This is a genomic window from Wocania arenilitoris (genome assembly GCF_021728535.1).
Lineage (GTDB): Bacteria > Bacteroidota > Bacteroidia > Flavobacteriales > Flavobacteriaceae > Wocania_A > Wocania_A arenilitoris.
This window is the reverse complement of the sequence record NZ_JAKKDU010000011.1, coordinates 89,230-104,581: the sequence shown is the minus strand read 5'-3', so window position 1 is coordinate 104,581 and position 15,352 is coordinate 89,230. Positions and strand designations below refer to the sequence as shown.

The window sequence follows — 15,352 nt, the reverse complement described above, 5'->3', positions numbered from 1 at the left end:
TATTAAAGGATTTTTTAAGAAAAATCTCTTTTCTTTTTGTGAAAATGGCATTTATGCAAAGGTTTGCATAGAGTTTTTTGGTCGTTTTTTTTTCGTTTTCAACTTTTTATTCTTGCTTTGAGGTTCAAACAAAACTTATGTTAACTCAAAAGTCTATAAAAAATTAAACTAAAAAACTTATGATTAAAACTATTTTTTACAACTTAATTGTTGCATTTCTATGTGTTCAGGGAGCTGTAGCACAGAGCACAGTTACAGGTTCTGTAACTGATGAATCAGGAGTTCCACTATCAGGAGTTAATGTGGTAGTACAAGGAACTACAAAAGGCGTAGTAGCCGATTTTGACGGAAACTTTTCCATTGAAGCAGCAGTGGGAGATGTTCTTGTTTTTTCTTTCTTAGGAATGACCTCTCAACAAATTACTATTGCGAACTTTGATCCTTTGACCGTAACTCTTTTAGCAGATGCGGAAGAATTAGAAAGTATTGTTGTAGTAGGTTATGGAACACAAAAAAGAAAGGATGTAACAGGCGCTATAAGTTCTATAAAAAGTGAAGACTTTAATAAAGGGGTTGTAGCCAATGCAGGTCAACTTTTACAAGGTAAAGTATCTGGTGTTAATGTAACCTCTGCAAGTGGTGAACCAGGTTCTTCACAAGATATTATTATTCGTGGTGTAGGTACTTTACGTTCTGGTTCAACACCGCTATATGTTATTGATGGATTCCCTATAGATAATTCTGGTAACGGAATGTCTACCAATCCATTAAACTTTATCAATCCACAAGACATTGCAAGTATTGATGTGCTTAAAGATGCCTCTGCAGCAGCCATTTATGGCGCAAGAGCGGCGAATGGGGTTATTGTAATAACCACAAAAAAAGGTAGGAGTGGTAAAACTCAAATGAATCTTTCTGTATCTACAGCATTTTCAACATTGTCAAACAAGGTAGATGTTTTTTCTGCTAGCGAATTTCGTCAGCAAGTTGTGGCTGCTGGAGGTGTATTAACTGATGGTGGTGCTAATACAGATTGGCAAGATGAATTAACACGAACGGCCATTTCCAAAAATATAAACTTTTCAATGAGTGGAGGAACCGATAAATCTACTTATGCAGCATCCTTTGGTGTTGATGATCAGGAAGGGATTTTTAGAAACAGTCATTTAAAGCGTTATTCTGGGCGTTTAAATTTAACTCAAAGGGCTTTAGACGATAAGTTTAAAGTAGAATTTAATTTAACCGGTAGTAAAATTGATAATACCAGACCAGATGCAAACGGTATTGTAAATAGGATGTTGGGCATGAATCCTACCGACCCTGTTAGAACAAATGGAGAACTCACAACTATTTTAACTAATGATATCCTTAATCCTTTAGTACAAGAAAGCCTTTATGGAGATTTTTCTGATAACTACCGTATTTTAGCAAATATTTCTCCCTCCTATAGAATTGTTAAAGGTTTAACTTATAAGATAAATCTTGGGATAGACTATTCTTCTACAAATAGAGATAGACAATGGATTCCGTATCCAGCAGTGGATAATTTTGAACTAGGTTCTTTAGATTCTAATACTACGCAAAATAGTAATACCTTAGTAGAAAATACGATAACTTATAATTTTGATAAGGATTTGCATAGTTTCACATTCTTGGGTGGACATTCCTTTCAAAAAACTGAGGTAAGTGGAAAAAGTTATTATCTAGAGGGTTTTCCAGATAATGGAGTAGAGCCAAGATACCAAACTGAAGCAGCTGGAGGACCAGATGCAAGACAAGGATCTTTTGCAGTTAAAAATGAACTACAATCTTTTTTTGGTAGAGTAAATTATTCGTATAACAGTAAGTATTTGGTGACAGCCACTTTAAGAGCAGATGGGTCATCTAAGTTTGGTGAAAATAACAAGTATGGGTATTTCCCCTCCTTTGCATTAGGTTGGAATATAACTGAAGAAGATTTTCTGTCGTCATCAGAAGTTATAAACAATCTTAAATTAAGAGCAACTTGGGGGCAAACCGGTAATCAAGAAATTCCTTCAAAAATAACAAAAGCTAGTTTTACAGAAAGTATTAGGAATGATGACACCTATCCATTAACCCCTGATGCCACTGACCTAAGTTCTTACCCTTATGGTTCTATTTATACACGTTTGGCAAACCCAGACATCCAATGGGAAGTATCTACGCAATTTAATATTGGTTTAGATTTTTCATTATTTGGTAGTAAGTTAACAGGTACGCTGGATTATTTTAATAAAGTTTCCGAAAATATTTTATTAGAGGTTACACCAGCAGATCCTATTAACCCTACCGATAGATATTGGACTAATATTCCATATATGGAAATTAAAAATAACGGAATTGAACTAGCCTTAGATTATCAAAGCGATCAAAATGGAGATTTCTCATATAACATTGGAGGTAATATTTCAATAACCAATAATGAAGTGATGAACTCACCATTTAAAATATTAACTACTGGTGCAGCAAGAGGATCAGGGCAAACAGATGCCACCATAAATGGAGCGCTTAATGGTGAATCAATAGGCTCTTTTTATACGCTAGAATTTACTGGAATAGGCTCAGATGGTTTAAATACCTTTAGAGATATAAACAATGATGGTGAGATTTTAGATAATGACCGTTATGTTACGGGGCATGCGCTACCAGATTATATTTACTCGTTATATTTTAATCTTAAATATAAGAAGTTTGATCTAGGTCTAAATTTTAATGGTGTACAGGGTAATCAAATTTATAACCATGTTGCTATGACTATATTTAACAAAGGGCAGTTGGCAAACTCTTTCAATACGACTGATAGAGCAGTAGAATTCTTAGACGAAGCTTCTACAAACTCAAATACGGTTTCCACTCGTTATATAGAAGATGGCAGTTACTTAAGGTTAAACAATGCTACACTGGGCTATAGATTAGACCCTGGTTTACTGGGGATTGAAAATCTAGTGAACGACATTCGTCTCTCTATTACAGGACAAAACTTATTTACTATTACAGATTATAGCGGGTATGATCCTGAGATTAACACACCAAGTGCCATTGATGGTATTCAATCTTTTGGTATCGATTACTATAGTTACCCAAAGAGTAGAACCGTATTATTTGGTTTAAACGTAGCATTTTAATTTAAAAAATTCTAAAAAATGAAAAATAAAATAATATATACAATATTAAGCGCCTGTTTACTTATTACTTGGAGCTGTACTGATTTAGAGGAAGAGGTGCTAGATGAATCGTTAACGGGAGTTGGACTAGCAGAAGCTGTTAGTGGAGCTATAGCACCGGCTTATGGTAAAATATCAAGAGTATGGAGACATACTAACTATTTTGGCTTACAAGAAATTGCTAGTGATGAAGCTATTTTACCTTACCGTGGCGGAACAGATTGGTTTGATGGTGGTAAATTTATAGCGACTCATTCACATACCATGACACCAACTAATGGTTTAGTGAAAGATGCTTGGAATAACCTTACACAAAACATTTCTAGGACGTTGTCTGCAATTGAAGTATTAAGGCCTTTATCAGAAGGTGGAGATTCTGAGGCTGAAGGAGCACTGTATGAAATGATTGCACTTAGAGCCTATTTAAATATGTTGATGTTAGATAGTTGGGGACTTGTTTTTCAAAAAGAATCGTCTTCTGAATTATCAACCATACTTCGTGGACAAGAAGCTGTAGATTATATAGAAAGTGAATTACTTTCCGTTGTAGATGTAATTAATACAAATAAAGGTCCTGGTAGATTAACGCAGTCTGCAGTTTGGGGATTCTTGGCAAGACTAAATTTAAATGCTGCAGTTTATCGTGACCCTTATGGAACACCTAATTTTACTTCGGAAGACATGAATAATGTTATTATGTATACTAGTAATATTATAAGTTCGAACAAATTTAGCTTGTCGCCGGAATTTTTTGAGTTGTTTGAGGATGACAACAATAGTAACCCAGAGTTGATTTTTGCATTAGACCAACGTGGAGTAATAAGTAGAGAGCATAGTAGATGGACTTATTGGTCTTTACCAGGTTCATTATGGGGTAGACCTGAATTTACAAGTTCAGATGGGACTGACGGTCCTGCCATGACACCTGATTTTTATCAAACTTGGGTTGATGCTTATGGAGCTGTGGATCCTGCGGATGCTGATAATAGATTCTATTGGAAGAGACAACAAATTCCAGCTGATATGGAAGATCTTACTGGCCTAACACCTTTAAATGATGAAGATCATTATTACTGTACAACGGCTGAGGAATATGAATTTGATAGAGGGATTATACGTGGTATTCCATGGGGGCCAAGAAAAGATTCTGGTGGTGCCTTTTTTACTTGTGATAATGGGTATAGAATTTATCCGGTAAAACAAATAAAAGGAAATGGACCTGATAAAAATGTGGCTTATGTAAATCTAACTCCACAAGTAGATTTCACTAATGAAGGTAGAGCTCACCATGCAGGGTACCGCTATTCTAAATACGCCTTCAGCCGTACATCTCCTAACGCTAATAGTTTTAGCAGTATAGATTTAGTGTTATTGCGTTATGCAGAGATTTATATGATGCGAGCTGAAGCTAAATTAAGAAGTGGTGATAATGCCGGCGCATTAGCTGATGTTAATACAGTGAGAACATCTAGAACAGCTCGTGCACCAATACCAGCAGCGCTTACTTCTATTGATATAGATAGACTTTACCAAGAATATGGTTTCGAATTCTATTGGGAAGGACTTAGACGAACTAATCAAATTCGCTTTGGTCATTATGAGGATACTTGGACAGAAAAAACAGATTCTGATCCAAAACGCAGACTATTTCCGATTCCTCAATCTGCAGTGGACGGAGCGTCAAATGTTGAAGGTTACTTAGATCAGAATCAAGGATATTAAAAAATATAAAAAATATTTTTTGAGTTATGAGTTTTAAATGGTAAAAGCAGGTAAATAAAGCCTGCTTTTACTTTTTTAAAGAGAAGTTGAATTTATAATTGGTGGGCATTGTTTAATTTCATCTTATCAATTTTGTTTTGTGAACTAAATAACCATAGAATATTATAAAGAAATATTAAGTATAATAACGAAATGAAGATAATTAGAAATAAAATAGTCCATATAAATTTATTCCTTTTACTTGTTTTTAACTTTATGTCATGTGTTGAAGAAAGTAAAACAAAAGATTTTAAAGTGAAACATGTTATTATTATTGGGGTTGATGCCATGAGTCCTGATGGAATAATCAACGCAGAAACTCCAATATTGGATAATATGATGGCCAATGGAGCATATACTCTTAATGCAAGAGGCGTACTTCCCACAAGTAGTAGTACTAATTGGGCGTCCATGATATCTGGGTCTGGTCCAGAACAGCATGGGATAACATCAAATGGATGGGAACGAGACGATCATACGTTACCGCCTGTGCTAACAGGGTTAGAAGGTATATTTCCTACTATTTTTGGAGAAACAAGGCAACAACGCCCAGATATTGAAATGGGTGCTATTTATACTTGGGGTGGTTTTGGACGACTGATTGAAAGAAGTGCATTAAGCTTCGATTCAACTCAGAAAGACGATGAGTTGACCCTAGAAAAAGCAACAAATTATATAAAAGATAAAAAACCTGATTTCCTATTCATTCATTTTGATGAAGTAGATCACATAGGGCATAGCTTAGGACATAAAACTCCCGATTTTTATAAAGCCGTTTCCCATGTAGATCAACAAATAGGAGAAATTGTTCAAGCAACAAAAGATGCTGGAATCTTTAATGAGACTGCTTTTATAATTTCTGCAGATCATGGTGGAATTGGATTTGGTCATGGTGGTGAGACTATAGATGAAATTGAAATTCCCTTTATTCTATTCGGAAAAGGTTTTAAAAAAGGTTATATAATAAAAAACAAAGTGTATACTTATGATAATGCTTCAACAGCTGCTGTATTATTGGGTATAGAGCAACCCTATGCATGGATTGGTAAACCTGTAATGTCAGCTTTTAAAGGTATGCCTGAACCAGAACTTAAAAATCAGAAAGTAGCAATAGAAGCGCCAGTTATTTATCCTAAACCAAATTTGTATGATTCAGCAGGAGGACTTTATATCAATCAGGAAGCTGATGTTATTATTGAAGCTGTTGAAAATGCTGAAATAAGATATACTACAGATGGATCTTTGCCAACCAAAAGCTCTAAGCTTTATAGTGGAGCTTTCAAATTAACTGAGAGCACTGTAGTTTTTGCTAAAGCATTTTTAGGTAACAATATGGAGAGCAATATTTCTAGAGCTTTTTATAGATTGGTTAATAGTGACTCTAAAAATGGAATAAACTATAAATATTATCAAAGTAAAAGCGAATGGAAATTTTTACCCGTTTTTGAAACTTTAAAACCCGAAAAAACTGGAACTACCTATGAGTTTAGAATTGATGATATTAATGAAATTGAAGGGCAATATGGAATTCAATACATATCGAATATTCAAATTGATGAGGCCGGTGACTATAGGTTCTATTTAAACTCAGATGATGGTAGTAAGCTCTATGTTAATGGTAGTTTGATAGTGGATAATGATGGTGGTCATGGTACTATAGAGCGTATGGGAAGTGTTTCTTTAAAGAAAGGGCGCCATCAAATTATAGTTGATTACCATAATCAGGCAGGAGGAGCGTGGTTAGATGTTTTTTATAAAGGTCCAGAGATTCCTAAACAAATAATTCCTGCAGATAAATTGTTTATAGAATAATAGTTAATAGTTATGAGATTTAAACAAATTACAATAGGCTTATTTTTTATAATTTCTTTTTTAATAATTGGGTCTGTCAGAGCCCAAAAAAAAGATATAGTAGATTATGTTAACCCTCTAATAGGGACTCCTGAAGCAGGTTTTAAAGAAGGTTTGGATGGAGGAGGCACCATGCCATGTGTGGGACCACCATTTGCAATGACTAATTTTGTAGTTCAGACAAGTGAAAACAAAATTAGTAGAATGCCCTATGTGTATGAAGATGATTCTGTATTAGGTTTTATGGCAACACACCAACCAACTGTTTGGATGGGAGACTATGGCTATGTCTCTATTATGCCGCAGATAGGAGAATTAAGATTATTACCCAAAGAAAGAGCACTTTCTTATTCTCATGATAATGAGGCTTCCAAGCCACATTATTATTCGGTTACTATGGATGCAGGAAATCAAAAAATTAAAGGAGAGATTGCTGCCACTTCAAGAGTGGGTTTCTTTAAGTTTACTTACCCGGAGTCAGATAACTCCCATTTGATTATTCAGGGAATTAATATTACCGAAAACAAAAAACCTTTTCAGGGCTACTTGGAAATAGATGTTGAAAACAAAGAGATTAGAGGTTATAACCCACAGCGCATGTCATCACATTTAGGACCAGATCTTCCAAATTTCAAAGGATATTTTGTGATTAAACTCGATAGAGAATTTAAAGATTTTGGAACATGGAACTCCTTTCGTAATGAGCCACAAATTACGGTTTCAGGGACGGAACAAAAGGGTGCCCGAATGGGAGCTTATATAAGCTTTAAAACTAAAGAAAATGAGCAAATAAAAGTAAAAATAGCCACCTCATTTATAAGTATAGAACAAGCACGGAGGAATTTAGAGATTGAAGTCCCTCATTGGGAATTCGAAAAGGTTGTTAAAGAAACCAGAGCCATTTGGCAGGAGAACTTGAGCAGAATAGATGTAAAAGGAGCTTCCGAAGATCAAAAAAGTATTTTTTATACAGCACTATTTCACACGATGTTGTTTCCAAGGGAATTTTCAGAATATGGACGATACTATAGTGCTTTTGATGATAAAGTACATGAAGGTATATCGTATAACGATTATTCGCTTTGGGATACTTTTAGAGCTCTTCATCCTTTATTACACTTTACCCAACCAGAGCGTGTTAGCCCAATGATACAATCCCTGTTACAGATGTATCAAGAAGGTGGTTGGTTGCCCAAATGGCCTAATCCAACTTATTCTAATATTATGATTGGTACACATGCCGATGCTGTTATTGCTGATGCTTATATAAAAGGGTTTAGAGGTTACGATGTGGAGTTGGCCTATGAAGCCATTCGAAAGAATGCTATGCACCCGCCATATCAAGATACAGAAAAAGTTTGGGGTGATAGAGATGAAGGTAAATTATATGAAGCAAGAGGAGGACTCACTTATTACCATTCACTAGGGTATGTCCCCTCCGATAAAACAAGAGAATCGGTAACCCGAACTATTGAATTTGGAATTGATGATTTTACTATTGCTCAAATGGCAAAAGATTTGGGGAAAACCGACGACTATAATCGATTAATGAATTGGAGTAAGAATTATAAAAACTTGTTTAATAAGAAAACAGGTTTTATGAATGCCCGTTTGTTCAATGGAGATTGGGCCAAAAATACCCAAGAAGGATTTACCGAGGGTGGACGCTGGACCTATTTATTTGGAGCTATGCACGATATTGATGGTTCTATTGAACTTTTTGGTGGAAAGGAGGCTTTTGCATCTAAGCTTAATGAAAATTTTGAAGACAATCATTACCGACATGACAACGAACCTGGTCACCATTATGCCTATTTATTTAATTATGCTGGACAGCCATGGAAAACGCAGGAACTAATTCGTAAGCATACGTCTGTGGAGAACTATAGAAATGCGCCATTAGGAATCAATGGTAATGATGACTGTGGACAAATGTCGGCTTGGTATGTCTTTGGTGTGATGGGATTTTATCCTGTGACGCCAGGAACAGAGATATATGCCATTGGAGCCCCACAATTCCCTGAGCTTACTTTGAGATTAACTAATAAAGGAAAAAAGAATGATTTTAAAATAGTAGCGAATAACCTTTCTGAAAATAATATGTATGTCCAATCTGTTACGTTGGATGGAAAACGTATTACAAAACCATTTATTACCTATTCTCAAATAATCAATGGAAATGAGCTAGTTTTTGAAATGGGCAAAACGGCAAACGCTAATGCTTTTACAAATGATTAAGTAAAAGATGGATAGTAAGCGAGTAAAAGACTTTTACAATGTAGGGAATGAACCCTTATTTTTGAGTCCTAATTTATATCACTGGATAGGACGTCCAGATTTGAGCAATGACCAAATTCATCAAATTATTGATAAAAACTTTAATAGTAGTAGAAGCGGAATTCCTAGGAATGATGATTCGGGAGCCATGTACTCTTGGTTGGCTTTTCACATGATGGGTTTATATTCCTAATGCAAGACAACCTTATTACTTAATTAATGCGCCTTGTTTTAAACAGACGGTTATTCATCAAGAAAACGGAAATGATTTCATTATTAAAGTGATGAACCTTTCCCGTAAGAATAAACACATTAAATCAGTATCATTAAACCGTAAACCATTTGCGAATGCCTTTATCGAGCATCAAGATATTGTTAATGGAGGGGTGCTTGAATTAGACATGGGTAGTACACCTTCTAAAATTTGGGGAACCAAAAAGTTACCGCTTTCAAAATCTGATGAGTAATTATGAATACAATTGAGCGTGAAGTAGAGGATGATATAGAAATATACGACTCTTATTATTTGAAATAGTGGAATAAATTGAGGTAATTTAATACAATTATAAATAATGAAAGAAGCATTAATTCAAAAATCCAATCGATTTTTATCTCTTGATGTATTTAGAGGGATAACGATTTGTTTAATGATTGTGGTTAATACACCGGGAACAGGAGCTGATCTATATCCTTATTTAGTTCATGCTGAATGGTTTGGGTTTACACTGGCAGATTTAGTCTTTCCATCGTTCCTTTTTGCAATGGGAAATGCCATGAGTTTTTCTATGCCTAAGTTAAAAGAAGGAAGTGCAGATGTGTTTTGGAAAAAAATAATTAAACGTACGTTTTTAATATTCTTGTTTGGATATTTAATGTATTGGTTTCCCTTTTTTAGACAAGGAATTGATGGTGCTTTAGAATTAAAACCATTTGCAGAAACCCGTATCATGGGAGTTTTACAACGTATAGCGATTTGCTATTTTATAACGTCGGTTATTTTTTATTATTTAAAACAAAGGGCTGCGTTAATTGTGTCTGTGGTAATTTTATTAGCGTATTGGGCTATCTTATATTTGTTTGGTCAATCAGGAGCAGAACTAGATATGGCAACAAGCGTAGTTACTCGATTTGATTTAGCAATTTTAGGAGATGGTCATATTTATAAAGGAGATAAAATTCCTTTTGATCCGGAAGGGATTTTAAGTACCCTACCAGCCATTGTAAATGTAATTGTAGGTTTACTGGCTGGACAGTATATTCAGAAAAAAGGAAAATCATTTGAAGGTATCGCTAAATTACTTATCGTTGGATTTCTACTTTGTGCTCTAGCACTTTGGTGGGACCTGGTTTTTCCAATTGGTAAAAAACTATGGACGAGTTCTTTTGTGTTATATACCGTGGGAATTAATTTGTCCGTAATGGCTATTTTAATATATTTTATAGAGCTTAGAAAAAGCAAATTTGGGACTGAATTTTTCAATATTTTTGGTAAGAATCCATTGTTTATTTATTTGTTTTCAGAGCTTCTTTATATTAGCTTGAGGTTGATTCCAACCAGTTCAGGATTGGATGTTTTTGAGTGGATAAGCGAAAGTGTTTTTCAAAACATATTTCCTGGAAGTTTTGGGGCTTTTATGACAGCTATTGCTTTTATGTTATTGTGTTGGCTTTTAGGTTGGTGGTTGAATAGAAGACGGATTTACATAAAAATTTAATAATGTCTATGGACAATTATAAGAGGCTATTTAAATAATTACAATATAAATGCAAAATTTGAATTTATTTATCAGATTTTTTCTAATTGCTAATATGTGTTTGCATCCAATTTTAGGTTTTGGTCAACAAGTTAAAAATGTGCCTGAGGCTTTTGAATCGCTAAGTGTCGAGCCAAAAATTATTCTCATAAATAATCAAATTTTAGTGCCAACTGAAGGAGGACATATGCAAGGAGTTCAGGTCATTGAGAAGAACGGTAAGGAAAGACTTCTTATTTCGGGAAGCTCACTTACCAAAGCTTATATTTTGCAGGCAGACTTAACCACTTTAAAAACAGACACGCTAATAATCTTGAGGCAAGAACCATATAGACATGCAGGAGGTATTCAAGCTAGTGAACCTTATCTTGTAGTTGGAATTGAAGATAATGTCATCAAAAAGTCTTCAAAAGTTTGTTTATACAATTACCATAATACTAATCTGTCTAATGCTCAGTCAAATATAACTATTGACCGGGAGGGCGAGGCTAAACATAAAACCGCTGGCGCAACAGGGTTATTAGCTTTGGATAATAATTGTCTGATAGTAGTTAGCAATTGGGATAGTCGCAACTGGGATTTCTACCGCACTAATCCTAAAAAAAATGAATATAAAATGCTAGAGAGTTTTGCTGCTCCTGATGACTGGGCAAGTTATCAATCAATCAACCTTATTATGGATGAGGAGGCCATTTATGCCATTGGATTTTATCGTAAAGAACTTGTTGATAGTGCGGATTTAATTCTTGTTAGTAAACGTGGAACTTTTAACCTGATAATGGAGAAAGTCCTTACCAAAATCTTTAATAGTAAAAATGGTGTCGATTTTGGTACAGCTGCTGGACTTCAAGTGGACAAGAAAGGTAAATTACATGTTTGGGCTACCCAAAGTGATGCGCTAAAGAAAATTACAGTAAACCAGTTTTCTCAACTATAAAATGACTCTATAAATGGCACTTAAAGGGAGAAATATAGATGCAATACCAGTTAAGTGTAACCTTTATAAGCCATTTAGATAGGGTTGTTAGGTAAAATAAATAAACCAATTAATAAAAAAATAACTTTGATTTTAGGCGATATGAAATTGAGAATTAAGAGCTTATTATTAATTATACTTGTACAATCATTGGTGCTTTGTAGTTGCCAAGACATTAACAAAAAGCAAAATGAGCAGAAAGCATCCAATGACCAATTGGATTTTGTTGATCTGGTGTATCCCTTTTTGGATGCAGCCAATTCACGTTGGTTTTATTTTTCATCGGCGAGTCGGCCTTTCGGAATGGTAAACCTAAGCCCTGATATGTCTATTAATGGGGCCTGGAATTCGGGATATCGCTATAAGGAAGACTCCATTAAATTTTTTAGCCATATTCATGCCTGGCAATTATCGGGCGTTCCCGTTATGCCAACAACAGGTGAGTTCAAGGGGCATTTGGGGCCAGATTACTACCAGTCTGTCTATTCACATGACGATGAAAAAGTTTTCCCTGGATACCATCAAGTGAAGTTAAAGGATTACGGCATCAATGTGGAATTGACTTCGACCACGCGGGTAGGTTTTCATAAATACACCTTCGACAAAAATGATCAGAACTCAATTTTATTAGATTTGGGAACGGTATTGGGACCTTCCCCAACAAAGTATGGACATGTCGACCAAATTTCCAACACAGAAATAAATGGGTATGCTTTGATGGCTAAAACCATTCGAAGACCAAAAGACACTTATGTTTATTTTCATATTGAATTAAAAGAGGCATTTAAGACCATGAATTCATGGAAAGAAGGAAAGCTTCTTGGAGAAGCCGATACCTTTGATGGAGAAAAAGGAGGGGTTTATTTGACCCTGAACGATAGTAAAGAACCTGTTTTGATGAAAGTAGGTATCTCCTACGTAAGTGCCGCACAGGCAAAACTGAATATGGAGACCGAATTGAATCATTGGGATTTTGATAAAGTAGTATCCGATTCACGAAAGGAATGGAATAATAAATTAGGGCGTATTGAAATTGAAGGAAATACCGAGAAGCAACAACGTCGTTTTTATACAGACTTATGGAAATCTTTACAAGGAAGAAGAAGAATAAGTGATGCAAACGGGCAATACTGTGATATGACTGGAGAGGCTCCCAGAACGAGGCAAATTCCTCTAAATGCACAAGGAAAGCCAAAGTTTAATCATTACAATTCAGATTCATTTTGGGGAGCGCAATGGACCATAACAACCTTATGGCAGTTAGTGTATCCAGAAGTGGCGGAAGAATTTATAAATTCAATGCTACTTATGTATGAAGATGGTGAGTTTATTCCTCGTGGACCATCGGGAGGAAATTATACGCATGTGATGACTGGAGCATCGGCTACACCTTTTATTGTAGGGGCCTATATGAAAGGTATTCGAAACTATGATATTGAAAATGTGTATCAAGGCATGAAGAAAAATCATTTACCAGGGGGTACAATGGGGAAATCTGGGTATGAACACAACACGATAAAAGGAGGTGGATTAGAATATTATATAGAAAAAGGCTATGTGCCTTATCCCTTAGGGAAAAAGTATGCAGGACATCAAGAAGGAGCAGGACAGACTTTAGAATATGCCTATCAAGATTGGTGTTTAGCACAAATGGCTAAGGCATTAGGAAAAGAAGAAGATTATAAAGTCTTTATGAAGCGCTCAAATAATTGGAAAAATGTATTCGATTCCGAGACGAAATGGATGAGACCTAAAGATCACGACGGAAAATGGCAAATACCTTTTGATCCTTATGAAGTAAAACAAGGATTTGTGGAGGCAAGTTCGGCACAATCGACTTGGTACGTTCCACAGGATATTGAGGGACTTGCTACATTAATGGGAGGTAATGATGCTGCGGCAGTAAAATTAAACGAATCTTTTGAAACATCGGCGAAGTTAGATTTTACTTCAGGAAAATCCCATTCTAGTGAGTTGGATGATACGTATAGAAAAATACCGATTAATTATGGAAATCAACCTTCTATAGAAACAGCTTTTGTTTTTAACCATATTGGTAAACCTTGGCTTACACAGTATTGGTCGAGGGAAGTTGTAAAAACTGTTTTCGGTGATTTAAGTCCTAAACTAGGATATAGCGGAGACGAAGATCAAGGACTAATGGGTTCGCTCTCAGTAATCATGAAAATGGGATTTTTTGAGATGCGATCTGGAGCAGAGATTATACCAAAGGTTGATATTGGAAGTCCAATTTTTGATAAGATTACCATTCATTTAAATAGTGCATATTATGAAGGTAATACTATTGAGATAATCGCCTCGGACAATAGCGATACCAATATATATATTCAAAAAGCGCAATGGAACGGCATTAAACTAAAAAAACTAGAAATGAATCACGGAGATTTGACCAAAGGGGGAGTCTTGAAATTAGAGATGGGAAATACTCCAAACAAATCATTTAGATAAGATCATTGTAGCATTTTGTTTAAAAAAACATTTTTATTACCCCACATTTTATACAACGTTTTGTTAATTTGTTTTTATTAAAATATAAATTCAAAATTAGGTCTACTACTGAAATTAAATCGAAATTTATTGAGGATGTTTATTAAGTATAGTTAAATCAATATAAAACATCATAATTCCGTGTATAAAAAAAGTTCATCAGTATTATACTCGTATTTTCGTCTGATACTTTTTGCTTGTGCCCATTTCTTTTCAATAGGGTTCAAATCTGGACTATATGGGGGCAGGAACTCTAAGAAATGTCCAGCTTCCTGTATTGCTTGTGATGCATCATTTCTTTTATGGAACGTTGCATTGTCTAGGACAATGACAGATTGTTTAGGTGTGGATGGTAGCAGCTCTTGTGTAAGCCATGCATAAAACACATCAGAATTAACATAGGTGTCGAATAAACAGACATTGAACAACTTAAAATCTACTATTGCTCCAATAGCATTTACCCTACCTCTTGCATGCCAATCTTTCTTTGCGTAACATCTTAACCCTTTCGAGCTATAGCCATAGTTTCTTGGTGCATCAACAGCAAATCCACTTTCATCGACATAAACAATAGGTCGTTTTTCAACAAACTCATAATGAAATATTTTGAGTTGAAATATAAGTCTAGATAGCCAATCTACTTTAGGATGAAATAGCGTTTTTTTTATAGCTGATGTTTAATCTTTGTAATGCATAAAAAATAGCACTTTGGCTAACACCAAAAACTTTTGCTCGCTCATATTGATAACGATCCGGGTAATCCTGAACATCTTTTCTTAAAGCTTCCATATCAATCTTTGTAGAAGGCTTATTACGCTTATTTTTTGGCTCTATGCGTTGTTGCCACCTAAAGATTGTTCTTATTGGAATACCAAACCTATCACTTAATTCTTGAAAAGTTAGTTGATCTTTCTGTTTTACTTTGAATACTTGTCGTCTGAAATCTAATGAATATGCCATAACACAATATACGAAAATTATATGACAAATTATAATGATTTGGCTATATTTGATATCATAGACCGTATGAGATGTTCTCC

Annotated in this window: 11 protein-coding genes; 9 read left to right on the top strand and 2 right to left on the bottom strand. The window is 35.0% G+C overall.

The features are described from left to right. The first annotated feature begins 179 nt into the window (after window positions 1–179). The 9 genes from L3X37_RS10485 (at window position 180) to L3X37_RS10450 (ending at window position 14,273) form a co-directional block, all read left to right on the top strand. The gene (locus tag L3X37_RS10485; protein ID WP_237240125.1) at window positions 180–3,146 is read left to right on the top strand and encodes a SusC/RagA family TonB-linked outer membrane protein; all 2,967 of its coding nucleotides are present in this window, start codon (window positions 180–182) and stop codon (window positions 3,144–3,146) included. 18 nt (window positions 3,147–3,164) lie between these two features. Then, window positions 3,165–4,907 (top strand): RagB/SusD family nutrient uptake outer membrane protein, encoded by a 1,743-nt coding sequence (locus tag L3X37_RS10480; protein WP_237240124.1) that lies wholly within the window; start codon window positions 3,165–3,167, stop codon window positions 4,905–4,907. Window positions 4,908–5,162: 255 nt separating this feature from the next. Continuing rightward, window positions 5,163–6,758 carry an alkaline phosphatase family protein gene (locus tag L3X37_RS10475; RefSeq protein WP_237240123.1) on the top strand — a complete coding sequence of 532 codons (1,596 nt, stop codon included), beginning with the start codon at window positions 5,163–5,165 and terminating at the stop codon, window positions 6,756–6,758. Between the two features lie 12 nt (window positions 6,759–6,770). Further along, window positions 6,771–9,035, top strand: a complete 2,265-nt coding sequence (locus L3X37_RS10470; RefSeq protein ID WP_237240122.1) for a GH92 family glycosyl hydrolase — start codon at window positions 6,771–6,773, stop codon at window positions 9,033–9,035. A gap of 7 nt (window positions 9,036–9,042) precedes the next feature. Then, window positions 9,043–9,267 carry a glycoside hydrolase domain-containing protein gene (locus tag L3X37_RS15305; protein ID WP_262910807.1) on the top strand — a complete coding sequence of 75 codons (225 nt, stop codon included), beginning with the start codon at window positions 9,043–9,045 and terminating at the stop codon, window positions 9,265–9,267. Beyond that, the gene (locus tag L3X37_RS15300) at window positions 9,260–9,541 is read left to right on the top strand and encodes a glycoside hydrolase domain-containing protein (protein ID WP_369409896.1); all 282 of its coding nucleotides are present in this window, start codon (window positions 9,260–9,262) and stop codon (window positions 9,539–9,541) included. The genes L3X37_RS15305 and L3X37_RS15300 overlap by 8 nt, the downstream gene beginning before the upstream one ends. Window positions 9,542–9,646: 105 nt before the next feature. Next, entirely contained in the window at window positions 9,647–10,789 is a 1,143-nt protein-coding gene (locus L3X37_RS10460; protein ID WP_237240121.1) for an acyltransferase family protein, read from the top strand. A gap of 49 nt (window positions 10,790–10,838) precedes the next feature. Further along, window positions 10,839–11,765: a hypothetical protein gene (locus L3X37_RS10455; protein ID WP_237240120.1), complete on the top strand. Its 927-nt coding sequence runs from the start codon at window positions 10,839–10,841 to the stop codon at window positions 11,763–11,765. Window positions 11,766–11,906: 141 nt separating this feature from the next. Then, window positions 11,907–14,273: a GH92 family glycosyl hydrolase gene (locus L3X37_RS10450; RefSeq protein ID WP_237240119.1), complete on the top strand. Its 2,367-nt coding sequence runs from the start codon at window positions 11,907–11,909 to the stop codon at window positions 14,271–14,273. Window positions 14,274–14,443: 170 nt separating this feature from the next. Here the strand turns inward: L3X37_RS10450 and L3X37_RS10445 are convergent, their stop codons facing one another. Next, window positions 14,444–14,884 carry a transposase gene (locus tag L3X37_RS10445; protein WP_237240160.1) on the bottom strand — a complete coding sequence of 147 codons (441 nt, stop codon included), beginning with the start codon at window positions 14,882–14,884 and terminating at the stop codon, window positions 14,444–14,446. 70 nt (window positions 14,885–14,954) lie between these two features. Then, complete coding sequence (locus L3X37_RS10440) at window positions 14,955–15,272, bottom strand: IS630 transposase-related protein (protein ID WP_237240118.1); 318 nt, start codon at window positions 15,270–15,272, stop codon at window positions 14,955–14,957. Window positions 15,273–15,352: the final 80 nt, after the last annotated feature.